Source organism: Acidobacteriota bacterium, assembly GCA_018268895.1.
In the GTDB taxonomy this organism is placed as follows: Bacteria; Acidobacteriota; Terriglobia; order Terriglobales; family Acidobacteriaceae; genus Edaphobacter.
This window is the reverse complement of sequence record JAFDVP010000001.1, coordinates 793,354-818,683: the sequence shown is the minus strand read 5'-3', so window position 1 is coordinate 818,683 and position 25,330 is coordinate 793,354. Positions and strand designations below refer to the sequence as shown.

Below are 25,330 nucleotides of genomic sequence, written 5' to 3'. Positions count from 1 at the left end.
TACTTTACCATCCCGCCGGAGGCTCCTCCCCTTCGATCAACCCTGTGTTTCGCGGCCCTGTACCTTCTTGCGATAGATGCTAGAAGTTCGCCCCGCCGCCGCCTGAACGGCCGCCGCCAAAACCTCCGAAGCCGCCATCTCCCCCGCCGCCTCCACCCCAGCCGTCGTCGCGGTCGCGGCCGCCACGGTAGCCGCCGCCCATCAGGTTGCCGAGCAGGAAGAAGATCAGGCCCATATTGCCGGTCTTGGCGAGGAAGAACAGGAGCAGCAGAATTGCGCCGCCGCCAATCAGCAGTTGCGTAAAGGAAAGATGAATGGGCTGTTCATCGGAGACGCGCTGGCGGCGGTAGGTGTGGCCCGCGGCAGAGAGCGTCACCCCGGCGTCCTGCGCAATAATGCCGGCGATCTGCCGCACACCCTGGGGAACCGCCGTATCGTAGTCTCCCTGGTTGATGGCGGGAACCATGGAGCGGCCTATGTCGCCGACCCTGGCGTCGTTCAGAATGCCTTCAAGCCCGTAGCCAACCTCGATGCGCCCCTTGCGGGGCTTCATTACCAGGACCATCAGGACGCCACGGTCGTCCTTGTTCCCCACTCCCCACTTGTCTTCAAGCTCGGTGGCAAACTCTTCAATGGTCTGGTCATTATCAAGTGAGTTGATGGTGACGACCGCAATCTGCGCATGCGCCTGCCGATCCACCTGGGTGCAGAGCGATTCAAGATTCTGCCTTGTCGTGGCCGACAACACTCCGGCAAAGTCGCTCACGTATCCGGTAGGCGCGGGAAGAGACTTGACCGATTCGCCCACGAGCGGCGCCACCGGCACAAGCAGCAGAAGGACAATCCCCAGCCATCGGGCAATACGGTTCATCGTCCGATCATTCTACGCTGCATCGGGTTGTAGAAACGCGAATGACCCTGGCCGACGGTCTACAAGAGGTGATAGTGCACAACTCATTCGCCGTCTTACATTAGTTCGACTTTGTTGCCGACGATTTGCTCACCGGCAGCTGCACACCGTTATCGGCTGCCAGTTTCCTGGCAAGCGCCAGGTGTTCATGGATTACCTTCTGCGCCTTATCAACCTCGGCCTTCAGATCCGGGTCGGTTGTGGTCTGGGATTCGATGCGAAACTCGCGCATGTCCTCATGGTGGCCCCGGATCATGCAGGTCAGGTATTCCTTGTCGAAGGCCTCGCCCGAGAGTGCGCTCAGCTTCGCGTACTGCGCCTGGTCAGCCTTGTTGAGACTCTTAGGTAGTCGCATTCCGATGGAATCGGCAATTGTGGCCATGGAGGTATTCAGCTTCGCGTGGTCGTCAGCCATCTTCTGGCCATAGTCCTTCACATCCTGTGAGGATGCCTTCTCGGATGCCAGCTTGCCCAACTGGACCTGCGCCAGGCCATTTTCCGTGACTTTGCGAAGGAATATCTTATCCTTCATCTCCTGGGCAGTGTCGCCGGGAGCGCCTGAGGAGTCCTGCATAGATGTCGTAGAGGACGGTACGCGACCAGGCTGATTGGCCTGCGTCTGCGATGCCGGAGTCCCCATGGGATCCTGCGCAAACAGCGGCTGCTGTGGAACGAGTAGAACCCCCACTGCAATGACGAGCAAGTGATTTGTGCTGACTCTCATTTTCGTTCTCCTTTGGCCCTAGGCAGAAATCCACCCATATTGTTTTGTGGCCCTGCACCCGGATTTGGTTGCACATCGCAGAGCCACCCCAGAAGCTCGGCGGACTGCACTGTATCCTGTCATCTGGAGCTTTGACAATGACCGAAAGTAACATCCTGCCTCCGGTTGCACGCCGGGAACCCACGCCGACAACCCTGCACGGGCAGACACTGGAAGACGATTACCGCTGGATGCGCGACAAAGGATCGCCTGAAGTAACCGCATATCTTGAGGCCGAAAACGCCTACACAGCGGCCGTGATGAAGCCAACAGAGGAGTTCCAGACAAAGCTCTACGCCGAGATGCTGTCGCACATCAAGGAGACCGACGAGTCGGTCCCCTTCCGCTACGGGGACTGGTTCTACTACACCCGCACGGTCGAGGGCAGCCAGTACCCCATCCACTGCCGTCGTAGATCCGTCAACGGCGCCTACGATGCCGGGCAGCCAGAGCAGGTGATCCTGGACGTCAACAAGCTGGCCGAAGGACAGGCCTTCATGGCCGTAGGCGGCATGACCGTCAGCCCGGACGCAGACAAGCTTGCCTATTCGACCGACAACACCGGGTTTCGCCAGTACACGCTGCACGTCCGCGACCTGAGCACAGGCGCTGATCTGCCTGACTCCGCCGAACGCGTCGGATCGTTTGCCTGGGCGGCCGACTCGCACACGTTGTTCTACACCACCGAGGACGAGGTCACCAAGCGGCAGGACAAGCTCTTTCGCCACCGCCTGGGCGATGCGGTCACGGACGACGCCCTGATCTACGAAGAGAAGGATGAGCGCTTCAACCTGGGCGTAGGCAAGACCCGCGATGGCAAGTACCTGCTGATGGAGGCCGGCAGTCACACGACCAACGAGTGCAGCTATCTGCCGTCTGAGACGCCAGGAGGCGTGTTTCTCGTCATCGCGCCCCGTCTGGACGAGCAGGAGTACTACGTCGATCACCGCGACGGCCTCTTCTACATTCGCGTAAACGACACGGGCAAAAACTTCCGCGTCGTCACGGTTCCCGTCGACGGCGGCGGCCGCGAAGATTGGAAGGAGTTCGTCGCCGAGGATAAGGAAGTCCCGCTGGAGGACTTCGACCTCTTCGCGAACTTCTGCGTCCTGTCCAAACGCGAGCTCGGACTGACCGCGCTTGCCGTCGCATCATTCAACGCCGACGGCAGCCTGGGCGAGGCGAAGAAGATCAGCTTCCCGGAGCCGACCTATACCGCCGCCTCAAATATCAATCGCGAGTTCGAGACAACGAAGTTCCGCTACAGCTACCAGTCGCTGGTTGCGCCTGCATCGATCTACGACTACGACGTGGCGGCAGAAACCTCGGCGCTGCTGAAACAGCAGGAGGTCCCCGGCGGGTTCGACTCGTCCCGCTATGCCTCGGAGCGTCTCTGGGTCACGGCCTCTGACGGAGTGAGGGTACCGATCTCGATTGTTTACCGCCGCGATTCCTTCAAGCATGACGCGAGCAACCCCATGTATGTCTATGGATATGGGTCATATGGCTATCCGTTGCCTGTCGGTTTCAGCGCATCCAGATTGTCGCTTCTGGATCGAGGCGTCGTGCTCGCCTACGCGCACATTCGCGGCGGCGGCGACCTCGGCGATACGTGGCACGACGCCGGAAAGATGATGGTGAAACGGAATACCTTCACCGACTTCATCGCCGTGGTGGAGCACCTTACCGCCAATGGCTATGGAGCGAAGAACCGCGTCGCTATCGAGGGCGGAAGCGCGGGCGGGCTGCTGATGGGCGCTGTCGTGAATGAGCGCCCGGATCTCTTCCACGTGGTGCTCTCGCATGTGCCGTTCGTCGACGTGATGAACACGATGCTCGACGCCACGCTACCGCTGACGGTGGCCGAGTACGAAGAGTGGGGCAACCCGAACGAGCCTGAGGCGTTCGCGTACATGCGCTCGTACTCGCCATACGACAACCTGAAGCCGGGCGACTACCCGGCGATGCTCGTGAAGACCAGCCTGAACGACTCGCAGGTGATGTACTGGGAGCCCGCGAAGTACGTTGCCAAACTGCGGGCCATCAAGAAGAACGACACCCCTTTGCTGCTGCACGTCAACATGGACGCCGGACACGGCGGAGCCTCAGGCCGGTACGATTACCTGAAGGAGATCGCCTTCGACTATGCGTTTCTGCTGCGTGAGCTTGGGGTGAAAGACTAGTTTCTGATGCCCTGCATCACTCGTTCAATACGCTCCCGCTGTTCTCCGCTGAGAGGTAGCAGAGGCAGCCGCGGGCGGCCTCCGAAGTATCCCGTCAAATCGGAGGCGTAGCGGATACCCGGGATGCCGAGTTCCTCCACGACGACTTCGATAGCTGGAGTGATGCGGGCCTGTTTCTCGTCCGCAAGGCGCTGATCGCCGTCCTTCCAGGCGGCGTAGACCTCGTAGCTTGCCTGGGGAGCACACGCGGCGAACGACGGCATCGCGCCAGCCGCTCCAGCGCGAAGGCCTTCGAGCATCGCGGCAGAAGACGCTGCAACGATCTGAAAGCCTACCTGCTTGCTGCGGGTCTTGATCGCAGGTTTCGGCGGTGCCGTGGCCACGGCTGCGCCTCCGCCCAGCGTCTCAGCCGAGACGAAGGTTGCCGCGCCCGCAGACTCCTTCACCGCAAGCATCCTTCCCGTGACGGGGCTGAAGACCGTGGTCACGGTCACCTCGCGGCTCACGGCAGACGTCGCCGCTCGAAGCTGGCCGATCCGGCCCATGGTCGCGTCTTCGTCGATTAAGCCGATGATCTGCGGGTGGAAGACCAACTCCGCGACGTCTTCGACGGAGAGCTCTGCGGAGCGAGTGGAGTAAAGAACCACCGGAAGCGGCGACCGGTCGGCGACGGACTGGAGGAAGGTGCGCGTCTCCTGTAGCTTGCCGGAGAGGTTGGCGGGGCGCTGTACGAGAACGCAATCGTAACCGCCAGTGGAGGCGTAGTCCGCGAGGTCGAGCGTGCCCAGAACGCTCGCGCGAGAGATACCTGCAATCATCACCTTGCTGTCGGCTGCGAGAGAGATGGCCGCGCTGAGGGCCTCGCGCGTCTCCTGGTCGGAGAGCATCTCCGGCTCGCCTGCGCCGCTCAGCACAACGATTCCCGACGCCGGGGTCCGCGAGTAACGGTCCACGTTGTGCTCGATCTTGCGCAGGTTCAGGCGGCCATCGGGATAAAACGGCGTGACAAGGGGCAGATGCAAACCTTCAAGAAGCATTCCTTTATTCTAAGGCGTCCCCGTACGTCGTGGCTTTCAAACGACGTAGCTTCCGCGGCCTCTCTGCCCGTCACTGGATAGGCAACAGGATGACACGAAAGACGTAATCAACCGCCTCCCAATGCGCGGCCGCTTTCGAGTAACCTTCTAACAGACCATGAACGGGTATCAGGACATCTCGCAGGGAAAATCGGTTGGAGACCTTGGGCGTGAGGCCTTCTGGTTTCTTCTTCACACAGCCGTTGCGTTGCTGTTTCTTCTGCTGGTCATCGTCGTGATCACGATGAACCACCCTGATCCGGATTCATTGAATCCGAAGCTGCTGGCTACAGCACTGTCATTTCTGGTTCCGATGATTGGCGGATTTATCGTCGCGCGCCGCCAGCAAAACGATATCGCCGGCTATGTTTGGATATCCGGCATCGTTGTGTTTGCTGTTGTGTGCGTGTGGGTCCTGGACCTGCCGACCGGCAACGGCCTGTGCGAAAACTGCGGCGCGGTGGAGAAGCTGTGGCGCACGTTCTTCGACATCGAACACGGCAGCGGCCTGATGGCAGGTGACGGCCTGGTGGCCGGAACATGGATCCCTCTTTCGATGATCGGCTACGCCATCGGGGCGAAGTTCGGCCTCAACAACGACTAGAGCCATCTCCTATCCCTGTGACCGACAAGCCGTCGTCATTCTTCGCGCAGCGAACAATCTCAGTAGCTCGCTCATGACTGCACCGATCCTCGTAGATCCCGCCCCTCGATCGGAGGCTCCCTAGACCAGAACTTCGCCACGGCTGGCGTGAAGCTCCTGCAGGGCAATCACATTCAATGTTCCACGCTGTAAGGCTGAGATACCCTCAGCGGCCGCGCGAGCAGCGGCGAGTGTAGTGATCGTCGGAATTCTTCCCTGCACCGCCGCGCGGCGAATCGCCTTCTCGTCGAAGAACGTGTCCTGCCCTCGCGGTGTGTTGACGATCAACTGAATGCGTCCGCCCTTGATCAGGTCGACGACGTTGGGGCGTCCTTCCTTCACCTTGTAGACACGCTCCGGTTGCAGACCTGCTTCTTCAAGCACCGCTGCGGTTCCGTGCGTGGCGACGAGATGGAAGCCCATCTCGACAAACTGGCGCGCCAGCGCGGGGACGCCTGCCTTGTCATGGTCGTTGACGCTGAGGAAGACGTTGCCCTTGGTGGGCAGCGTCTGTCCTGCTGCGATCTGCGCTTTGGCGAAGGCCTCGCCGAAGTTGTCGGCGACGCCCATGACCTCGCCTGTGGAACGCATCTCCGGCCCGAGCACCGGATCGACGCCCTGAAACTTGCCCCAGGGGAAGACTGGCGATTTGACGAAGAAGTGCGAGCCGGTGCCGAGGTCCTTACCGGATGCAACCTGCGCAGGAAGGAGGGTCTTGAGCTTCTGGCCCACCATGATGCGCGACGCGATCTTGGCCAGCGGAATCCCCGTGGCCTTCGAGACGTAGGGTACCGTGCGCGAGGCGCGTGGGTTGACCTCAATGACGTAGACTTTGCCGCGCTGAATGGCGAACTGGATATTGACGAGTCCGCGCACGCTGAGCGCTGTAGCCAGCTTGCGCGTGTAGTCGCGGATGGTGTCGAGCACATCGGCGCTGAGATCGACTGCGGGAAGCACGCAGGAGGAGTCGCCGGAGTGGATACCGGCCTCTTCGATGTGCTGCATGATACCCGCGATCACCACATCGTCGCCATCGCAGAGCGCGTCGACATCGACCTCGGTCGCGTCTTCGAGGAAGTGGTCGATCAGGACAGGACGCTCCTGCGAGTACTCGATCGCCGTAGTCATGTAGTTGAGGACTTCGGCGTCGTCATAGGCGATGACCATGGCGCGCCCGCCGAGCACGTAGGAGGGCCGCACCAGCACGGGGTAGCCAACGCGGTTCGCACCGGCTACAGCTTCTTCGACACTGGTCGCCATTGCACCCTGCGGCTGCGGAATCTTGAGGTCTTCGATCAGCTTGCCGAAGCGCTTGCGGTCCTCGGCGAGGTCGATCGACTCGGGTGAGGTGCCGATGACCGGGACGCCTGCATTCTTCAGAGGCAGAGAGAGATTGAGCGGCGTCTGTCCACCGAATTGCACGATCATGCCGATCTCCGCGCCAGACGAGGCCTCGTGCTCGTAGACGGCGAGCACGTCCTCGAGCGTAAGCGGCTCGAAGTAGAGGCGGTCGGAGGTGTCATAGTCGGTAGAGACCGTCTCCGGGTTGCAGTTGATCATGATCGTCTCGTAACCGTCTTCGCGCAGCGCAAATGCCGCATGGCAGCAGCAGTAGTCGAACTCGATTCCCTGCCCGATGCGGTTCGGCCCGCTGCCGAGGATGATGATCTTCTTGCGATCCGTCGGAGTCGCCTCGTCCTCTTCGTCGTAGCAGCTATAGAGGTAGGGCGTCAGGCTCTCGAACTCCGCCGCGCAGGTGTCGACCAGCTTGAAGACCGGCATCACCCCGAGCTTCTTACGCAACGCGCGCACCTTCGCCGTGCCCTGGGCGCCAGTCAAACCCCAGACAGCGGCAAGCCGCTCATCGGAGATGCCCATGCGTTTGGCTGTGCGCAACTGTTCAGATGTCACTGTGTCAACGCCCGTGCCGCCGATGGCCTTGATCTCGTCCGTGATCTGCTTAATCTGGTGCAGGAACCAGGGGTCCATCGTGGTGATGCGCGCAACCTCGCGCACTGTCATGCCGCGCTCGAAAGCATAGCGGATGTAGGCGAGACGTTCGGGGTGCGGAGTGACCAGGCGCTGTGTCAGGCGGCGCGGCTCGATCTCGTCCGCGGTGGCCTTCTTGCCGGTCTCGAGCGATCGCACGGCCTTCATCATGGCTTCCTTGAAGGTGCGGCCGATGGCCATCACCTCGCCGACCGACTTCATCTGCGGGCCCAGCGTCTCGTCGGCGCCTGGGAACTTCTCGAACTGCCACTTCGGGATCTTGACGACGACGTAATCGATCGTCGGCTCGAAGCAGGCAGGAGTGGCCTTGGTGATGTCGTTCTGGATCTCGTCGAGCGTGTAGCCCACGGCGAGGCGCGCCGCGATCTTCGCGATCGGGAAGCCCGTCGCCTTCGATGCCAGAGCGGACGAGCGCGAGACGCGCGGGTTCATCTCGATCACGGTCATGCGTCCTGTGATCGGGTTGACGGCGAACTGTACGTTGCTTCCGCCCGTCTCGACGCCGATCTCGCGAATGACGTTGATCGCGGCGTTACGCATCACCTGGTACTCACGGTCGGTGAGCGTCTGCGCGGGAGCGACCGTGATGGAATCGCCGGTATGAACGCCCATCGGGTCGAAGTTCTCGATCGAGCAGATGATGATGACGTTGTCGTTCAGGTCGCGGACGACTTCGAGTTCATACTCCTTCCAACCGAGCACGCTCTCTTCGATCAGGCACTCGTGCACTGGGCTGAGATCGAGGCCGCGCGAGAGAATCTCTGTCATCTCTTCGCGGTTGTAAGCGATGCCGCCGCCGGAGCCGCCGAGCGTAAAGCTGGGACGGATGACGGCCGGGAAGCCGATCTTTGCGGCGAACTCGAGGCCCGCGCTCACCGTGGTGCAGAGCTGCGACTTCGGCATATCGAGGCCGATCTTGTTCATCGCATCCTTGAAAAGCAGGCGGTCCTCCGCCTTCTTGATGGCCTCAAGCTTCGCGCCGATCAGCTCGACACGATGCTTTTCGAGAAAGCCGGAGTCGGCGAGATCGACGGCGAGATTGAGCGCGGTCTGCCCGCCAACCGTAGGCAGCACAGCGAAGATGCCGCTGCCAGGAGCCATCATTTCCGCTTCGACGCGAATGACCTCTTCAAGGTAAGCAACGCTCAACGGCTCAATGTAGGTGCGGTCGGCAACCTCGGGATCGGTCATGATGGAGGCCGGGTTCGAGTTGATAAGAACAACCTCGTAGCCCTCCGCCTTGAGCGCCTTGCACGCCTGCGTGCCTGAGTAGTCGAACTCCGCCGACTGGCCAATCACGATCGGGCCCGAGCCGATCACAAGTATCTTCGCGATGTCATTTCTGCGTGGCATCTTAATTTCCTGATTACAACCCAAGTACCTTGCGACTCTGATCAATCTCCAGAGTTCACCATATGGATGAGGCCTCCGCCCTGGAGACCTAAAAGCGTTTCCCTGAATTTATCCAGGACCGGGAAAAACTTGTCGTCTTTCCCGTACATCAGCAAACTTCCAGACGACATGCTGAAGAGCAAAGCAATCAACACGGCCCTTTGCCACCTTCCAGACACCGGCAACGGCCGGCCCTGCGTAAAACGTGCCACCGTAAGAAGACTGATGAACGCCATAAGACATGCGACCCCATTCCACCGGCCAACATCCCAACCGACAAAGTGCATGAGTAACGGAGCGCACGAGACGGTACAAACTGCGGCAAAGCCGTACTTCCAATAACGATGCAGCGCGGCGCGTAAAATCCTGCGCGAAGCCGCCAATAGAAGAATAAATGTCGGCCCGAAGACAGCGATGCTTGACGCCTGACGAGCCCACCAGCCGGAGCTGTGAAAATAGCCGATCATGATCTGAAGGTTGTCACGTCCGGATCGCGTCATCACATCAAAAAAATCGTACCTCGGGGTGAAATCGCTCTTCGCGACGATGGACGATGCCATACGCGCGGCCTGACCCTGGCTCATCGACGGGGAAATAGCAATTTTTATCGCGAGAGCTGCTGCGACCAGGATCAGAACCCCTATGAACGATGCAAGGCGTACCCTTCGCACCCTGTCCTGCTCCTGAAGCCACTCCAACACAAACGGCAGCAGGAGCGCCGGGAACAGCATGAACAAGAAGGCCTCGTGAATCAACAGACCGATGATCGTTACGGCGACAGACCCGACGAAGCGAAAGCGACTGTCCGCCAATTGCAAGACGGACAGTACCAGCACGGCGGAAAAAATTTCGAGATAACCGACCGTGTTGAATAGATAGGTCACGCTGTAGCTTCCCGCAAAGAGCGCGACGACTCCCAGATCGCCCCAACGCGCAGCGATCCCGCTTCCCTTGATCAGAAGCACAAGCATTGCAAAGAAGACCGCCAAAACCAGGTACGAAAACACCGTGAAGCGCGCGTAATGGTTGAGTCCAAGCCAGTGCGTTATCGAAGCACCGAAAAAGCCGCGTTTTACGAACCCAAACGCATAATCGACCTGGGCCTGCGTTGCAGACCAGCGATTGGGAAAGCGAAGTCCTTTAAGGGATGCAAGAAAAAACACCGATGCCGTTGCGATTTTCCAGAAGGAATCGGGCAACCACTGCTGCCCGGAAGATTCCTGAGCAAAACTCGCCGACGGCACCACACTCATTTCTTCCACTCCTCCATCATCTTGCGGAAGTCCTTGAAGAGGTAGTGCGAGTCGTGCGGCCCGGGACTGGCCTCGGGGTGATACTGCACGCTGAACATCGGGTCGGCCTTATGCTTCAAACCTGCGAGCGTGTGGTCGTTCAGGTTGGTGTGCGTCTTCTCGACGTTCTCAGGCAGCGAATCGGGGTCGACGTTGAAGTTGTGGTTCTGTGCCGTGATCTCGACCTTGCCCGTCTGGTGGTTCATGATCGGGTGATTGCCGCCGTGGTGGCCAAACTTCAGCTTGTAGGTCTTGCCGCCGAGCGCGAGACCGAAGATCTGGTGGCCGAGGCAGATTCCGAAGATCGGCTTCTTGCCTTGCAGCTTTTTGACATTTTCAATCGCGTAGTCGAGCGGCTCAGGGTCGCCAGGACCGTTCGAGAAGAAGACGCCATCGGGATTCATTGCGAGCACCTCTTCGGCTGGCGTCCTTGCAGGGACGACAGTGACGTCGATGTTCTCGCGCGCCAGCATGCGCAAAATGTTCTGCTTGATGCCGAAGTCGTATGCGACGACGTGCAGCGTGTCACCTTCAACCGTTGGTTTCAGCAGCGGGTCGCCAGTCTGGTTCTTCGGCTCCGTCGCATCCCACTTGTACGGCTCCTTCGTGGTGACGACGCTGGCGAGATCGGTGCCCTCCATCTTCGGGATCGCCCGGGCCTTGGCAACCAGCGCGTCAACGTCGAGGTTGTCGCCGCTGGCGATCACGCCGCGCATCACGCCGTTGGCACGCAGGTGCCGCACGATGGCGCGCGTGTCGACGTCGGCGATGACCGGAACGCCATAGCGCTCCAGGTATTCGTCTGCGACCTGAGTGGAACGCCAGCTCGAACTTACGGGAGAGAACTCGCGGGTCACGAGGCCTTCAATAAAGGGCTTTCGAGACTCGGCGTCGGACGGAGTCGTTCCGTAGTTGCCGATATGAGGATTGGTCAGAACGACAATCTGTCCAGCGTAGGAGGGATCGGTAAAGATCTCCTGATAGCCGGTCAAGGATGTATTGAAAACCACTTCGCCTACGCACTCCGTTGGAGCGCCAAAACTTTTGCCGCGAAAGATGCGCCCGTCTTCGAGCGCCAGGATTGCCTGCATTTCCTCACCGAGGGAGTGGATTTAATAGATTCTATCAGCAATGAGCGCGCATTTCGACCTCGCAGCCACGAATTGGCATCTGTTATTCGCGTGCGGCATGGAACGATGAATCAGCAATAAAACATGCACGGATTTTCAGAGGATTTGACGTTCGCCGATCCGCACAAGCACATCGTCACCCTCAACCTTGAGGGGAAACGCCTTAACGCATTCATTCGCCGGATACTCCGAGACGCCGGTCTTTGCGTGAAACATCCACGAGTGCCACGGACAGACCACGGTCTCGCCCTCGAGCCATCCCTGACCAAGCGGACCGTTGCGATGCGGGCAGATGTTGTCGATCGCTGAAAGTTCGCCTTTCACATTGGCAACGCAGAGAGCTACTCCCTCAACCTCGACCTCGATTACATTGCCCGGCGATGGCGCCTCGGACAGCCCGCACAGCCTTACCCACTTCTCCAATCTCGAACGCCTCCTCCCTCAATCGTATCGTCTCCAACCTGGAGGGCGGGTGCTACTCTCGTAGAAGCCTCCTTCGATGTCCGCACCGCGCAAAAGACCATCTTCCCAAACACCCGCACCGGCCCAACAACTGGTGAGCGGACGATGGTTGTTTAAAGCAGTTGGCGCTGCCGCCGTCGCCGCCTTCATCTGTAGCTATCTCAGCCTCTGTCTGCTCTATCGCATTGGCCAGTGGCAGATCGTCCTGCATCCCGATCCTTCGGCAAGGACGAAACCTGCTCCTGCGGGAATGGTTCGCTTCGGCCCCGATGAGACAGGCCGTCCGCAACTGACAGGCGAGCTGCTACGCGCCGACCCGGGATTGCGCTACTCAAAGATCACCGTGCTCTTCCTCGGCGGCGGCGACGGCTCGCGTCTGAATGCCTCAGCCACCGTAAACGCGCTGCGGGAATTGCAATTGAGTGTGCTCTGGTTTGACTATCGCGGCTATGGCCACAGCGGCGAGATTCACCCAAACCAGCAGCGTATGTCCGAGGACGCAGCCTCCGCCTGGCGATACCTAACTGGCACACATCAGGTTCTCCCGCAGCAGATTGTGCTCTACGGCACGGGAGTTGGGGCTTCACTGGCGACCCGGCTTGCGGCAGACCACCCGGATGTAGCGGCACTGATTCTCGACGCCCCCTACACTGACCTGCTCGATGCAGCGCGCCAGGACTACCGTTCCAAGCTGGTCCCTGCCGGGCTACTCTTCCGCGAGCGGTTCCCTCTCGCCACACCGCTTTCCACGCTGACGACGCCCAAGCTGCTGATCTATTCCGACAGGGAGCCTGAACCTGCAGCCTATGCAACGGCAGCGACCCCAAAGCTGACGACCTCGCTTCCTGCGGCGAGTGGCCCCCTGTTCAACGAGACGCTGACCCGCTTCCTCGACCAATACGTCACAGCGCCTGCCTCCGCCATTGTTCCTTCGACGGCACCTGCCGGAACAATCCAGCACTGAGAGATCGTTTTCAGGGGTAACCTCAAGAAAAGGAAACTGTATGTCCAAGACATTGAACAATCTCCAACCGTGGGGAGCGTTTGTGATGCGCCTCGTGCTCGGGGTGGCTATGGTGTACCACGGCTACCATAAGGTGGTTCCCCCAGGCGGCTTTCATGGCGGAAACCTCTTCTCCGCGCTGGAGCGCCATGGTCACTTCGTCGCATCGCTCGGGCTCCCCTACTGGATGGGCGCGGTCTCCGCACTGGCGGAGTTCGGTGGCGGTATCCTGCTGCTGCTCGGCCTGCTGACCCGATTCGCGGCCTTCCTGGTTGCCGCCAATATGCTTGTCGCTATTGTGATGGTCGACCGCCACCACGGCTATGACGGATCGGAGTACGCCCTGGCCTTGTTTGCCCTTGCCACCATGCTGTTCTTCTACGGCACCGGGGCCTGTGCACTCGACCGTAAGTTCGGCCTGAGCTGAAACTTAGCCTTAAGGAGAGAAGGCCCCCGGTTATCTGGGGGCCTCATATTGGTGGGGGAGTTGCCTTGCGGATATAGGAAGCCGAAACCGTGGGAAACTGCTGATCTCAGCGCTTGTGTGCTACATCCAATAAGACGCCACGGGACACAAAAAGTTGTGTGAATTTTCCATTTTTTTGAATTGAACCAAGATTCATATCCTAAAAAATGTATTCACAGGGCAACCTAAAACTTATAGCGGTTTTCGTATCGGTGTAGTGCTGTTTGACGACCAAGGCCCCATGCGACGGCGAGCAAAAATACGGGGATTTTTCGCCCATTCGACTTCGCTCAGAGGAGGCTCTTCGGCTCAGAATAACGACAGTTTTGCTGGTCACACTGGCCGCGAGACAGCCATAGCCCTACTTCCTGTGGAAAATTGACTATACGATGCCCAGGAAGCTGGAAGGTTCAACCCTGCCTCCGGGGAACACCAGGTCAAGATTTCTCGATCCCAGCGTCTTATACGCGGCCTCCCCTAGAACACGTCGGAAGTCTGTCGTAACGGTCAGGTCGCGGCCCTCGTTGAGCTGCTCGTTGGCCAGGCCGGGCCACTTGCCGTAGACCTTGCCTCCCCGCACCCCTCCGCCGAGGACGAACATGACATTGGCGTGCCCGTGGTCGGTTCCGCCGGTTCCATTCTGCCGGGCGGTACGGCCAAACTCGGACATGGTCATCAGGGTGATGTTCTGGGCATCATCGCCCATATCCTGCCAGAAGGCGGCGATGGTGTTGGAGAACTCTCGCAGACGGTTGGCCAACTGGCCGTTGGTGTTTCCCTGGTTCTGGTGTGTGTCCCAGCCCCCGATGTCGGAGAAGGCTGCCTCGACCCCGAGATTCGCCTTCATCAACTGGGCGATCTGTTTGAGGCTATTGCCGAAGGGCGTATTCGGGTAGACGACGCCGGCAGAGGGCTGATACTTCGACGGGTTGGCGGCCTTCAGCATCCTGACCGCTTCGAATGTCTCCTCGCCCGTGCCGTGAAGCACAGAGTCGGTGCTGGAGTCGTACATTGCCTGGAAAGCATTGCTGATCGGCGAGGTCTGGGGTCCGCGGCCAGCGACGGAGAAGTCCGTCAGATTGTTTACGGCAATGGCCGATATTTTCCCCTGCAAGGTACGCGGCACCTGCGTTCCCAGGGCGACGGCGCGGAAGGCGCTGGGCTTGCCGGTTAGCGTCTCGGCTTGCAGCGCGCGGTTCAGCCAACCATCTTCTGTGGCCTTCACACCCGGGGTGCCGCTCTCCATGTAGTCCTGCGCGTCGAAGTGCGAGCGGGTGGTGTCGGGTGAACCAGCCGCATGAACGATGGCCAAATGTCCCTGGTCGTAGAGCGGCTTGAAGGCTGCCATCGCAGGGTGCAGACCGAAGAAGCCGTCCAGGTCGATCACCTCGTTTTGCTTGATGGCGATCGATGGGCGCATGGCGTAATAGTTCTTTTCACGGTACGGAACGACAATGTTCAAACCATCGGCGGCGCCGCGCTGGAAGAGGATGACCAGCTTCTTGTGGTTGGCGGCGGCGGTCGTCACCTCGGCCATGACACTGCGGGTAAGGAAGCTCGGGATGGTTGAGGTTCCTACCAGGGCCAGAGCTCCACCCTTCATAAAGCCGCGTCTTGTGACACCGGAACATATATGCGACATCGTATCTCTCCTCAACATCGGAACCAGGCATCAGCGATCTCACCAGACCGCAGGTCTTTGTTTTTATAGAAACTCCATATCGAACTCTAAGTTTCGTTTTTTATCGATGTGGATGATAAAACATGCCTTAGCGGCGCTGGAACTCTGGTGATCCCAACAGCAGTCCGGCCATCACGACTGTCTCGCGGTCCTGCCGCGGGCGCACCGGTTGGACGGGGGCCGAGGCATTCAAGATGACTCCCATCGGATCCTTGTCGCGGGACGCAATTCGGAATGCCTTCTCCGCCTCCATCTGGGCCGGCTGCTCCGAGAGCTGCTTCAGGACCGTCTCGCGGGTCTTGCCGCTCGCCGGCTGCCCCAGCAGAAGCGCCTCGAGCTCAGCCTCTTTCGCGACGGTTGCATCGTCCGCTGCGACTGTTTGAAGATTCGGAGTCTTCGTTGCCAACAGAGAGCTCCAGTCGGAATAGGAACCCTGGAGACGGTTTGCGCTGAGAGCGACGGCGAAGTTCATCCTGCTGACCAGTGCGCCAGTGCTGACCCATGGCTCCGCCATCCAGTTGTAGCCATTCGGCGTCTGCATCCCGTAGAGCGGCATGCCCAGCGTATCGAGGGCGCGCACCAGGGGCAGCGGATTTGCGATCTCGGTATTGCTTGCGCGCACGGCCGAGACGACAAACTCCACCGGGGTCTTCATCTTGGCGCGAACAACCTGCGGCGACCAGAACTCAGGCGCTTCGAACATGGTTCGCAGCACGGTTGCAATGTCGCCATCGCTGACGAGATACGCCTTTGACATCTTATCGACCAGCGACTGCGGCGGCGTATCGCTGACAAAACGTACCGCCAGCTTGTTGGAGAGGAACCTTGCCGTAGCCGGGCTGGTGGCAAGCATATGCAGGACCTCGAGCCCCTCGCGCTCGCCGCCCTCGCGAATTGCCTTGCCCATCACGGTCTTTGTGCCGGGTTCATGACGACGCTCTTCGAACTGGAACTCTCCGCCGCGCAGAGGCTCGACTGTCCAGCCGGTAAAGACCTTCGCCACCTGGACGACGTCGGCCTGGTTATATCCTCCGTTCACCCCGAGGGTATGCAGCTCCATCAGCTCGCGGGCGTAGTTTTCGTTCAGCCCCTGCGAGCGGCCTTTGGCGGCCGGTGCATTCGGCGTCATCTCCTGTACCCTGGCAACCCGCTCGGCAGCGCGGGAGTGCGGGCCGATGCTCTGCGCGTTGTCGAGATACAGCAGCATGGCAGGGCTCTTCGCCGTCGCAACGAGAAGATCTTCGAACTTTCCGAGGGCGTGTGGACGGATCGTGTCGCGCTCATACGACGGAAGCAGGTAAGGCTCGTTCTGGTTCTTTCTGATGTAGACGTTGAAGTGGTTCAGCCAGAAGTCGGTCATCACCGCCTGAAGCTGTCTCTGGCTGTAGGCATCGCGGAGGAACCTGGTTGCGAGAATCTCACCGCCGACCAATCTCGGCCCGCCGGTGCCGAGGGCCATCAGAACTTCCTTCTGCTCCGGAGTCAGCCCCTCTCCAGCCGCAGCCAGCTCGCCCGGATTCAAATGTTTGCGAAACGCTCGCAGCTCATCGGGATTCATGGCGAGAATCCGCTTCATGCGCTGACCGGGAGGAAGGTTGACGACATTGATGGCATCAAGTCCGGAGTAAAACTCTTTCTCATGCTCTGCCATCGCAGGAGTTCCCGGGTCAACGTTGTCGCCTGGCAGAGCGCTGACCTCATCGTCCTTGGATTTCGCCATCGACTCCGGCGCGGCGTTGTTCGCCATCTCAACCGGCTTCTTCGCGTCCTTGGCCTTTGCCTCTTCGTAGCGGGCGATGCCATCGCGATAAATAGCTGCTTCAACAGGATCGCCCGGCATGGAGAGCCTGCCGTTCATGACCTGCCGCAGAATCTGAGGGCTGGGATAGCGGCGTAGAAGATCAGCCTGCTTGAGGTTCATGGCGGGGTAGTTTGCCAAACGCTCCTCAAGCGCCGAGTCGTCGATCTTCTCAGGGTGCAGTTGCTGGTCGAACCAGCGATCGAGCCCCATCGCCTTCACCGCGGCGACATCGCCAGGACGCGGCCCGAAGGTGAACCGGTTCAGGGCGTGGAGGACGTGTTCGTCGTCCTGCATCGACAGCACCTGCGACGCTGTCTTCTTCCTGGCGGCCACGGCGGGTAGAGGCTGGGCCAGCAAAAGAGCGCACAGGCATGCCGCAACTCCAGCCTCGAACGAGGTGTAAAGGTTTCGGCTGAAAGATCTTCTCGACAACATGCTCTTCTCCCTGACAGACACGGGTACAGATCGCAGCTTACACAAGCTAATAACCCATTTGAAGGGCAGCAGTTGCGGGTACGGAGAAAACTTTCGCTAAAACGCTGACAGCGCGTCCATGGCGCGATACAGGTCGTCAGGCTGCGGCAGGATGACATCCTCAAGCAGCGGCTGGTAAGCGACAAAAGTGTCCATCGCCGCTACACGGCGCACGGGAGCGTCGAGGTCGTGGAAGAGCTCGTCGCTGATGCGCGCGGCGATCTCTGCGCCATAGCCCCAGCTCATCATGTCCTCGTGCGCAACGATGACGCGATTTGTCTTGCGAACGCTCTCTGCAATGGCCTCCCAGTCATACGGCGTGAGGCTGCGGAGGTCGATCACCTCGACATCGAGGCCTTTGTCGCGATGGATCTTCTGCGCCGCCTGCAGCGCGCGCGGAACCACGGCGCCATACGTGATGACCGTGAGGTCTTTGCCGGGACGCGCGATTCTCGCCTTGCCGAACGGAACCGTGTAGTCGGGCCCAGGATACATGGCACGGCCGAAGGTCTCGCGGTAGAGTCGCTTGTGTTCAAGGAAGAGTACCGGATCGTCGCAACGGATCGCGGTGCGCAGCAGTCCGATTGCGTCGAGCGCGTTCGACGGCATGACGATACGCACCCCAGGGGTGTGCGAGAAGATGCTCTCGCCCGACTGCGAATGATAGATCGAGCCACCGGTGAGATAGCCGCCGATCGGGACACGCATCACCAGCGGGCAGTTCCATGTACCGTTCGAGCGCCACCGCAGCACCGACATCTCGTTGCGCATCTGGTGCATCGCCGGCCATATGTAGTCGAAGAACTGTATCTCGACCACCGGCTTCAGCCCGCGAACAGCCATGCCGATGGCGCGGCCAACAATGTTGGCCTCGGCAAGGGGCGAGTTCCACACGCGGTCGCTGCCAAACTCAAGTTGCAAACCCGATGTCAGCTTGAAGACGCCGCCTTTCCCTTTGAGCCTGCCATCGCGCAATGCTTCGTCGCGAGTCACATCGGCCACATCTTCGCCGAAGACGACGATACGCGGATCGCGGCGCATCTCGTCCTTCAGCCCTGTGTTGATCAGATCGGCCATCGTGCGCTCGCTCTGGTCCGCGGTCTTCTCCGGCTCGCGGTCGAAGCGCGCGTCCATCGGCGTCAGGTCCTCGGAGTAGACATGCTTCAGGATCGTGTCGGGCGTGGGCAGCTTGGCCATGATGGCCCGGTCGGCGGCACGCTGCACCTCGTCGTCCACCTGTCGCTCCAGCCGGTTGATTCCATCGGCGTCGAGAATGCCTTCGCGCAGCAGCCATATCTGCATACGCGAGATCGGGTCGCGCAGCGCATCGGCTTCAAGTTCCGCCGCAGTACGATAGGCGCGCTCATCGTCGCTCAGAGAATGCGAGTACGGACGAATGACATGCCCGTGCACCAGTGCCGGCCCTTTGCCTGCGCGGCAGTAGGCGACAGCCTCGACCATCGCGTTGTAACTGGCGATAGGATCAGTGCCGTCGATCTCGGCAAAGTGGAAGTTGGGGAAGTTCGCAATCAATCGCGAGATGTTGCCACCGGGTGTATTCGCCTCAACCGGCGTTGAGATCGCGTAGCCGTTGTCTTCGACGACGTAGACGACGGGGAGCTTTTCATTGCTGGCGGTGTTCAACGACTCCCAGAACTCGCCCTGGCTTGTCGAACCCTCGCCAATGGAGACGTAGACTACCTCGTCGCCATGAAACGCGACGTCCTTGAACTGGCGATAGTCGCCGTCGTGCTTCGCTGCAGCTTCCGGATGCCTGGAGAAGTAGCGTCCCGCCTCGGCGCAGCCTATCGCGTGCAGGCACTGCGTCGCCGTGGATGACGACGGACTGACGATGTGCAGCTTTGTGCTGGACCAATGCGACGGCATCTGGCGACCGCCGCTGGCGGGGTCGTCCGCTGCTCCCACGGCCTGAAGAAACTGATCCTCGACTGTATTTCCAAGCGCGAGGCAAATGGCACGGTCGCGATAGTAGGGGAAGAACCAGTCGTAGCCCGGACGCATGGCCATACCCGCCGCAACCAGCAGGGCTTCGTGACCGGCGCAGGATATCTGGAAGAAGATCTTCTGCTGACGCTTGAGAACGATCTCGCGGTCGTCCGTGCGGCGCGAGAGATACATCAGCCGGTAGAACTCCACCAGTTGCTCCCGCGTCAGCGACGTCCCCGCCACTGTGCTCGCCGTCTTCTTCCTCTCTGCTACGCCACTTCCAGATGGACGTGTCATACCCTTGTTCCTCAACAGCCTGCAACCACTGCCGTAGAAGATTGTACCGGTTAAGCGTGACGATTTGGGTCACAATACCATCCAAGTCGAATCGCGGACAGATCGTTAAAAACAAGCGGCAGGCAAGAGCGAACTCTTCCCTGCCGCTTCAGTTTGCACTGCGGCTTAGACGAACAGCGGCGCAAGCACCAGCGTGATCGTCGCCAGCAGCTTGATCAGCACGTGGAGGCTGGGGCCGGCTGTGTCCTTGAAGGGATCGCCGACAGTATCGCCAACGACAGCCGCTTTGTGCGCTTCGCTCTTTTTGCCGCCGTACTGGCCGGTCTCGATGAACTTCTTCGCGTTGTCCCAGGCGCCGCCACCGTTGTTCATCAGCATGGCGAGCAGGATACCGGCGATCGTTCCCACCATCAACAGACCGGCAACGGCTTCGGCACCAGCCAGGTTGACCGCCTTCCCTGCAATCGCAGGTACAGGCAGAATCGTTCCCGGTGCATAGGCCTCTGTGTTTGCGTGATAGCTCGCGCTGAAGTGGCGGAAGAGAAGTCCAACGACAACGGGAAGGCCGACGACCAGCGCTCCAGGAACCACCATCTCACGCAGGGCAGCACCAGTGACGATATGGACGCAACGTCCGTAGTCCGGCTTGGATGTCCCCTCCATGATGCCGGGGTTTTCCTTGAACTGCGCGCGCACATCCTGCACCACCATCTGCGCCGTGCGTCCCACCGCCTTGATCGCCATTGAGCTGAAGAGGTAGGTCAGCATCGCGCCCAGCAGAGCGCCAACAAAGACCGGCACCTGAGCAAGGTTGACGTTGGTGAAGCTCCATCCCTCGGGCATGTATCCGCCCGCGTGCACTACCTTGTCTGTAACGATTGTCTTGATCTCCTCAAGGTAAGCCGAGAAGAGAAGGAAAGCCGCCAGCGAGGCCGACCCGATGGCATATCCCTTGGTCAGCGCCTTGGTGGTATTGCCGGCGGAGTCCAGCTTGTCCGTGCGCTCGCGGATCTCATGTGGCTGATGCGACATCTCGATGATGCCGCCAGCGTTGTCTGTAATAGGCCCGAAGGTATCCATCGCCAAAATGTAGGCTGCACAGCTGAGCATACCCATGGTTGCAATTGCCGTGCCGTAGATTCCCTTTTCGTAGTCGCTGATCCCCGCCACTCCGGCCAGGCCGCGCACGCCGAAGTAGTAGCTGAGCAGCAGCGCCGCCGAGATGACGACAACAGGAAGCGCAGGCGTCTCCATACCGACGGCGAGGCCGCTGATGATATTGGTCGCGGGGCCGGTCAGTGAGGCCTCCGCGATCGACTTCACCGGGCGATAGATCGACTCGGTGTAATACTCGGTGATCCAGACGAAGAGGAAGGCCGTCGCCAGACCAAGGACCCCACAACCGAGCAGCCATATGGGTTCAACCGCCGGTCCATTCAGCATGGTGTAGACGGCCCCGGCGAATCCCAGCAGCGCCAGCGCCGATGTGACATAGAAACCACGGTTGAGCGCGTGCATCGGGTCTTCCGTCTCCTTGCACTTGACGACGAAGACGCCCACGATGCTCGCGATCAGATTGATCGCGTGGACGATCAGGGGAAAGAGGATTCCCTTGACGCCGAAGACCGGGTAAAGCGCGGCGCCGAGAATCATGGCGCCAACGTTCTCTGCGGCAGTCGACTCGAAGATGTCAGCGCCGCGGCCAGCGCAGTCGCCAACGTTATCGCCTACGAGGTCGGCGATCACGGCGGGGTTGCGCGGATCGTCCTCTGGAATGCCCGCCTCGACCTTGCCCACCAGATCGGCGCCCACGTCAGCAGCCTTGGTATAGATACCGCCGCCAAGCTGTGCGAATAACGCTACGAGCGAAGCTCCGAAGCCGAAGCCCACAAGCTGGTACGGCACGGCTTGAGGATTCTCGAGTCCGCCAAAGAACAGGAACAGTATCCCGACTCCGAGCAACGATAGCGCCACCACGACCAGCCCGGTAACAGCCCCTCCGCGCAATGCCATCTGCAGCGCATTGTTCAGGCTGGAGCGCGCAGCTGAGGCCGTGCGAATGTTGGCGCGGATCGAGCAGTACATGCCGGTGTATCCGGCAATGGCGGAGCAAACAGCTCCCATCAGAAAGCTGATGACCGTCTTCAGCGCATAAGCGGATGTGCGTTCCGACAGGTGATAGCCGATGAAGAGCACAACTGCGAGCACGGCCGCAATCGCACCGATGGTTTTGTACTGCCTGCGAAGGAAGGCCTCGGCCCCTTCACGAATAGCGTTCGAAATCACCTGCATGTCCGCCGTGCCGGTGTCGGCGGCGATTACTGTCCGGGCCAGCATGAGGGCCGCAACCAGCGCGAGCGCACCCACGCCCATCGCAATCCAAAGCCATATCCGTCCATCACTTGCATCTCCCACAGCAGGCGTAAAAGGCGCCTGCCCGTGAACAAACAAAGCCATCAGGCTTACTGCATGCATGCAAAGGTCTCCTTAAGATTTACCAGCTTCAGTTCGGCAGAGTTTCGCTTGCTTCATTGAAGGGGCCAATTAGAGCATGTGGCTGCAAACAGGGTCAATGTACTGGCGAGGTTCCCGGCCACGTCGTGGACGCCAAGCCCGATACACCAAAGTAATAGCACACCCGGCTTCTTCCCTGACGGTCTTCATCACCCCCGCCGATCAGAGGAGTTGAGAACGATACCAGAGGTGCCCCGTGCCGGTTCGCAGGCAATTTCTAACCATCGTGCCAATTTTAGCCACTCTCGCAACCGGCCTTGGAGGTCAAACCACTGCGTCCCCGGCGACAGCCATTGTGCCCAACCGCTACATCGTCGTCTACCGCAATATGACGGTTCCGGGCGATGCTCCACTGCGCGCGCGAACCGTCGGCGCACATATGTTGCGCCGCCAGGACCGCCTCGGCATGGCAACGATTGAAGTGGCGGCACCGGCATCTTCCAGGACAACAGGCGATGGCGATGATCGTGAGGTCATGCAGCGGCTCGCCGCGCAGCCCAACGTCGAGTATGTGCTGCACGACCGCATTGTTACGTCGCACCACCTTCAGGTGCGTACCGTGGCGGCGAACGAGATCGCTCCGGTCTTCTCGGTTGCCATCGGAGCTTCGACGTTCGACAGGTACTACAACTCCCCACAGGGGTGGGCGGTACGCCAGGCAGGAGGATACGGCAGCGGCGTTCCCGGCGGTCAGGCCAGCGGACCATGGGACACCACCAAAGGCAAAGGGGTGCGTATTGCAGTTCTCGACAGCGGAGTGGACGCCTCCCACCCGGACCTCGCACCCAACCTCGCCCTGAATCTCTCCGAGATCGACCAACGCGCGCTGCCCAGCATGTGCGACGATGGTTCGCCACGCGATCAGGCCGGACACGGCACGTGGACTGCTTCACTGGCCGCTGCGGCGCTAGGACCAGGCACCGGCCAGGTCGTTGGAGTCGCGCCGTCTGCTTCGATCCTGAACATCAAGGTGCTTGAGCGCGTGCCAGCCACGATGGTTGGCGGCACCGATACCGCCCGCTGCGAAGCTGGCGAGTCCAGCGGCCTGCTGAGCTGGGTCATCCAGGGCATCGACGACGCTATCGCAAATCGCGCCGATGTCATCTCCATGTCGCTGGGGGCGACGATCGACCTCGCCACCGGCGACGGCGCAGGCGTCAAGGCCGCCTTCGATCGCGTCACCTATGCCGCGACGCAGGCCGGGGCTGTGCTGGTGGCCGCGGCTGGCAACGATGGCTACAACCTGGCGAATCCGCGTTATATCGAGATTCCGGCACAGGCGCGCAGCGTGCTAGCCATCGTCGCTTCGACGAATCCAGACTGCATGCAGGACCAGCACAGTGGGGCCACCTGCGCCCCTGGCGTTCCATCGCTGGCTTATTACTCCAACTATGGTGCGCCGCTCGATGCGCTGGCCGCTCCGGGCGGCAGCTACCCCTCGGGAGGAGACATGGATGTGAGCGGATGGGTCCGTGGAGCGTGCAGTTCCGGATTGCCGAATACGCGGGAGGGCCTGCCCAACGACACATTGCATAGCTTTGGCTGCTTCAATCTTGGTCACACGGCTTATGTGCAGGCCATAGGGACCAGCGCCGCAGCGCCGCTGGTCGCAGGTGCGGCAGCCCTGTTACGGGCAGCGCATCCCGATTGGGGCCCCGCAACCGTAGTCGCTGCACTGAAGACGGCAGCGACACCAGCCACATTCAGCCTGCCCGCTCCGAGCATCAATCTGCCCGCATCGCTGACATACAAATAAGACTGCGGCTGGGCCTTCCCGCAACCACAGTCGTATTTCAAGAGGTCGAGATCGATCGAAGTTCGCACAAAACGAAGGCGGGGCTATCCCTTCATCCGGTCTTTAACGCTCCGTGCCAGCTTTTCGATCTCTTCGGCGCGCTTGCTCAGGTCAGCTGGAGGAATCGGTTTGTCGCTCTGGACCTGGTCTTTCAACTCGTTAACGAGGTCCATCAACTTGGCCGTATCCGTTTCAATCTTCTTCTGCCGTTCGCTATTGCGGGTACGCGCCTGCTGTTCCGCAAGCCTTCCGCTCAAGGGGTCAGGCATGTTCGAGGCCGGATCGATGCCACCCATCGGCATCCCCATGGGCTGAGGAAATGTCGACCTGCTGGCTGGCTGGACTGGCGGCTGCGACTGCTGCGACGCGCTACTGCCGCGTTGCGCAACGCCCACTGCGGAGAAGGTTGCCGCAAACACCGCGAAGGCTATCGCTACAGCATATCGATCTCTCATACAACCTCCTTCCCCGCGCCCTGGCATTCTTTGCATCAAACAACAAGTTCCTGCATTCTGAGTGCAGGAAACCTATCGAAAGCGAGTTGCCTGTATCATGCTCCTTCTTGCTCCTGTCCTGCAAGATATCCAGCAGGACGAACGCCTCTCCCGCGTTTTGTCGAAAGAATGGCACCAAGACTTTGCATCGTTCCTGACTGCGAAGCTGCCGAAGCTGATCGCTATTTTTGTCATCACTCTCATTCTGTGGAGGATCGTTCAATTCTTCGTCAACCGGCTCAACAAACGGGCCGGGCAGCAGGTGGGCAATTTTCATCGCGCCGCACAGCTTCGCACGATGGCCTCCCTCACCCGGGCCACCGCCTACGGCGTTCTCGGCTTTCTGGCATTTCTCCAGATTCTCACCGTCTTCGATATTCCCTACCAGCCGATACTGGCCTCGGCGGGAATTCTCGGTGTTGGCATCGGGCTTGGGGCGCAGTCCATCTTCAAGGACATGATTAACGGCATCCTGATCCTTCTCGAAGATCAGTACAACGTCGGAGAGGTTATCACCATCGCCGGAGTCAAAGGGACCGTGGAAGGGCTCTCGTTGCGCAGCACACGGGTGCGCGATGCCGACGGCACACTGTACGTGATTCCGAACAGCCAGATCGCCACGGTATCGAATCAGTCGCGAGACTATTCCATTGCCTCGCTGCCGGTCTCTGTCGATGCCAGCGCCAACCCGGACAGGGTGATGGCGCTTCTCAAGCGACTTGCCGACGACGTGCGAAACGACTCCGCTTTCAAAGACATCGCCATCTCCGACCCGGATATTCTCGGCGTCAACGAGATACGCGGCCGCGAGATCATCTATCCGGTCAATATCCGCGTCCGCGCCAACCAGCGCGACCCCGTGCTGCGCGAGCTGCGCCGCCGCATCATCCTTGTCTTCGAGAAGGAAGGAATCCCATTGGGCATCTCGTCAAACATGCTGGTGATGCAGAAGGCGGATCCCACCGCGCCACCTGTGCCTCCATCGATCGGGGCCTGA

18 protein-coding genes are annotated in these 25,330 nt (G+C 60.2%); 6 read left to right on the top strand and 12 right to left on the bottom strand.

What is annotated here, in order from left to right; translation table 11 throughout:
- Positions 1–79: 79 nt before the first annotated feature.
- The gene (locus JSS95_03565; GenBank protein MBS1798883.1) at positions 80–871 is read right to left on the bottom strand and encodes a TPM domain-containing protein; all 792 of its coding nucleotides are present in this window, start codon (positions 869–871) and stop codon (positions 80–82) included.
- A gap of 100 nt (positions 872–971) precedes the next feature.
- Positions 972–1,634 carry a DUF4142 domain-containing protein gene (locus JSS95_03560; GenBank protein MBS1798882.1) on the bottom strand — a complete coding sequence of 221 codons (663 nt, stop codon included), beginning with the start codon at positions 1,632–1,634 and terminating at the stop codon, positions 972–974.
- A 137-nt stretch (positions 1,635–1,771) separates the two neighbouring features.
- Between JSS95_03560 and JSS95_03555 the strand changes: the two genes are divergently transcribed.
- Entirely contained in the window at positions 1,772–3,856 is a 2,085-nt protein-coding gene (locus tag JSS95_03555; GenBank protein ID MBS1798881.1) for a S9 family peptidase, read from the top strand.
- On the opposite strand, the gene JSS95_03550 is transcribed toward JSS95_03555, so the two are convergent.
- A complete protein-coding gene (locus tag JSS95_03550; GenBank protein MBS1798880.1) occupies positions 3,853–4,893 on the bottom strand; it encodes a dihydrodipicolinate synthase family protein in 1,041 nt (346 codons plus the stop codon). The genes JSS95_03555 and JSS95_03550 overlap by 4 nt on opposite strands.
- Before the next feature lie 157 nt (positions 4,894–5,050).
- On the opposite strand from JSS95_03550, the gene JSS95_03545 reads away from it, so the two are divergent.
- Complete coding sequence (locus JSS95_03545) at positions 5,051–5,536, top strand: hypothetical protein (GenBank protein MBS1798879.1); 486 nt, start codon at positions 5,051–5,053, stop codon at positions 5,534–5,536.
- Between the two features lie 120 nt (positions 5,537–5,656).
- Here the strand turns inward: JSS95_03545 and carB are convergent, their stop codons facing one another.
- The 4 genes from carB to JSS95_03525 all read right to left on the bottom strand — a co-directional run bounded on the left by carB (position 5,657) and on the right by JSS95_03525 (position 11,822).
- Entirely contained in the window at positions 5,657–8,938 is a 3,282-nt protein-coding gene (gene carB, locus JSS95_03540) for a carbamoyl-phosphate synthase large subunit (protein MBS1798878.1), read from the bottom strand.
- Positions 8,939–8,979: 41 nt separating this feature from the next.
- On the bottom strand, positions 8,980–10,230 hold the full coding sequence (locus JSS95_03535) for a hypothetical protein (protein ID MBS1798877.1): 1,251 nt from the start codon (positions 10,228–10,230) through the stop codon (positions 8,980–8,982).
- The gene (carA, locus tag JSS95_03530; GenBank protein MBS1798876.1) at positions 10,227–11,360 is read right to left on the bottom strand and encodes a glutamine-hydrolyzing carbamoyl-phosphate synthase small subunit; all 1,134 of its coding nucleotides are present in this window, start codon (positions 11,358–11,360) and stop codon (positions 10,227–10,229) included. The genes JSS95_03535 and carA overlap by 4 nt, the downstream gene beginning before the upstream one ends.
- 135 nt (positions 11,361–11,495) lie before the next feature.
- Positions 11,496–11,822 carry a Rieske 2Fe-2S domain-containing protein gene (locus JSS95_03525; protein MBS1798875.1) on the bottom strand — a complete coding sequence of 109 codons (327 nt, stop codon included), beginning with the start codon at positions 11,820–11,822 and terminating at the stop codon, positions 11,496–11,498.
- A gap of 148 nt (positions 11,823–11,970) precedes the next feature.
- Between JSS95_03525 and JSS95_03520 the strand changes: the two genes are divergently transcribed.
- Positions 11,971–12,825 carry an alpha/beta fold hydrolase gene (locus JSS95_03520; protein MBS1798874.1) on the top strand — a complete coding sequence of 285 codons (855 nt, stop codon included), beginning with the start codon at positions 11,971–11,973 and terminating at the stop codon, positions 12,823–12,825.
- A gap of 40 nt (positions 12,826–12,865) precedes the next feature.
- Positions 12,866–13,291 (top strand): DoxX family protein, encoded by a 426-nt coding sequence (locus JSS95_03515; GenBank protein MBS1798873.1) that lies wholly within the window; start codon positions 12,866–12,868, stop codon positions 13,289–13,291.
- 421 nt (positions 13,292–13,712) lie between these two features.
- Here JSS95_03515 and JSS95_03510 read toward each other — a convergent pair whose 3' ends face one another.
- The 4 genes from JSS95_03510 to JSS95_03495 all read right to left on the bottom strand — a co-directional run bounded on the left by JSS95_03510 (position 13,713) and on the right by JSS95_03495 (position 21,987).
- Positions 13,713–14,933, bottom strand: coding sequence for a DUF1501 domain-containing protein (locus JSS95_03510; GenBank protein MBS1798872.1), 1,221 nt, complete (start codon positions 14,931–14,933; stop codon positions 13,713–13,715).
- A 166-nt stretch (positions 14,934–15,099) separates the two neighbouring features.
- Positions 15,100–17,247: a DUF1800 domain-containing protein gene (locus JSS95_03505; GenBank protein MBS1798871.1), complete on the bottom strand. Its 2,148-nt coding sequence runs from the start codon at positions 17,245–17,247 to the stop codon at positions 15,100–15,102.
- A gap of 96 nt (positions 17,248–17,343) precedes the next feature.
- Complete coding sequence (locus tag JSS95_03500; protein ID MBS1798870.1) at positions 17,344–19,530, bottom strand: dehydrogenase E1 component subunit alpha/beta; 2,187 nt, start codon at positions 19,528–19,530, stop codon at positions 17,344–17,346.
- A 165-nt stretch (positions 19,531–19,695) separates the two neighbouring features.
- A complete protein-coding gene (locus JSS95_03495; protein ID MBS1798869.1) occupies positions 19,696–21,987 on the bottom strand; it encodes a sodium-translocating pyrophosphatase in 2,292 nt (763 codons plus the stop codon).
- 385 nt (positions 21,988–22,372) lie between these two features.
- Between JSS95_03495 and JSS95_03490 the strand changes: the two genes are divergently transcribed.
- Positions 22,373–23,800 carry a S8 family serine peptidase gene (locus JSS95_03490; protein MBS1798868.1) on the top strand — a complete coding sequence of 476 codons (1,428 nt, stop codon included), beginning with the start codon at positions 22,373–22,375 and terminating at the stop codon, positions 23,798–23,800.
- 83 nt (positions 23,801–23,883) lie between these two features.
- Here the strand turns inward: JSS95_03490 and JSS95_03485 are convergent, their stop codons facing one another.
- Positions 23,884–24,294: a hypothetical protein gene (locus tag JSS95_03485; protein MBS1798867.1), complete on the bottom strand. Its 411-nt coding sequence runs from the start codon at positions 24,292–24,294 to the stop codon at positions 23,884–23,886.
- A gap of 97 nt (positions 24,295–24,391) precedes the next feature.
- Here JSS95_03485 and JSS95_03480 point away from each other — a divergent pair, with 97 nt between their 5' ends.
- Complete coding sequence (locus tag JSS95_03480; protein ID MBS1798866.1) at positions 24,392–25,330, top strand: mechanosensitive ion channel family protein; 939 nt, start codon at positions 24,392–24,394, stop codon at positions 25,328–25,330.

Coding starts and splice junctions, on each gene's coding strand:
- JSS95_03510 (MBS1798872.1), bottom strand. CDS start 14,933: ATGAAGGGTGGAGCTCTGGCCCTGGTAGGAACCTCAACCATCCCGAGC.
- JSS95_03545 (MBS1798879.1), top strand. CDS start 5,051: ATGAACGGGTATCAGGACATCTCGCAGGGAAAATCGGTTGGAGACCTT.
- JSS95_03535 (MBS1798877.1), bottom strand. CDS start 10,230: ATGAGTGTGGTGCCGTCGGCGAGTTTTGCTCAGGAATCTTCCGGGCAG.
- carB (MBS1798878.1), bottom strand. CDS start 8,938: ATGCCACGCAGAAATGACATCGCGAAGATACTTGTGATCGGCTCGGGC.
- carA (MBS1798876.1), bottom strand. CDS start 11,360: ATGCAGGCAATCCTGGCGCTCGAAGACGGGCGCATCTTTCGCGGCAAA.
- JSS95_03550 (MBS1798880.1), bottom strand. CDS start 4,893: ATGCTTCTTGAAGGTTTGCATCTGCCCCTTGTCACGCCGTTTTATCCC.
- JSS95_03490 (MBS1798868.1), top strand. CDS start 22,373: ATGACGGTTCCGGGCGATGCTCCACTGCGCGCGCGAACCGTCGGCGCA.
- JSS95_03505 (MBS1798871.1), bottom strand. CDS start 17,247: ATGTTGTCGAGAAGATCTTTCAGCCGAAACCTTTACACCTCGTTCGAG.
- JSS95_03515 (MBS1798873.1), top strand. CDS start 12,866: ATGTCCAAGACATTGAACAATCTCCAACCGTGGGGAGCGTTTGTGATG.
- JSS95_03480 (MBS1798866.1), top strand. CDS start 24,392: ATGCTCCTTCTTGCTCCTGTCCTGCAAGATATCCAGCAGGACGAACGC.
- JSS95_03560 (MBS1798882.1), bottom strand. CDS start 1,634: ATGAGAGTCAGCACAAATCACTTGCTCGTCATTGCAGTGGGGGTTCTA.
- JSS95_03555 (MBS1798881.1), top strand. CDS start 1,772: ATGACCGAAAGTAACATCCTGCCTCCGGTTGCACGCCGGGAACCCACG.
- JSS95_03495 (MBS1798869.1), bottom strand. CDS start 21,987: ATGGCTTTGTTTGTTCACGGGCAGGCGCCTTTTACGCCTGCTGTGGGA.
- JSS95_03565 (MBS1798883.1), bottom strand. CDS start 871: ATGAACCGTATTGCCCGATGGCTGGGGATTGTCCTTCTGCTGCTTGTG.
- JSS95_03485 (MBS1798867.1), bottom strand. CDS start 24,294: ATGAGAGATCGATATGCTGTAGCGATAGCCTTCGCGGTGTTTGCGGCA.
- JSS95_03500 (MBS1798870.1), bottom strand. CDS start 19,530: ATGACACGTCCATCTGGAAGTGGCGTAGCAGAGAGGAAGAAGACGGCG.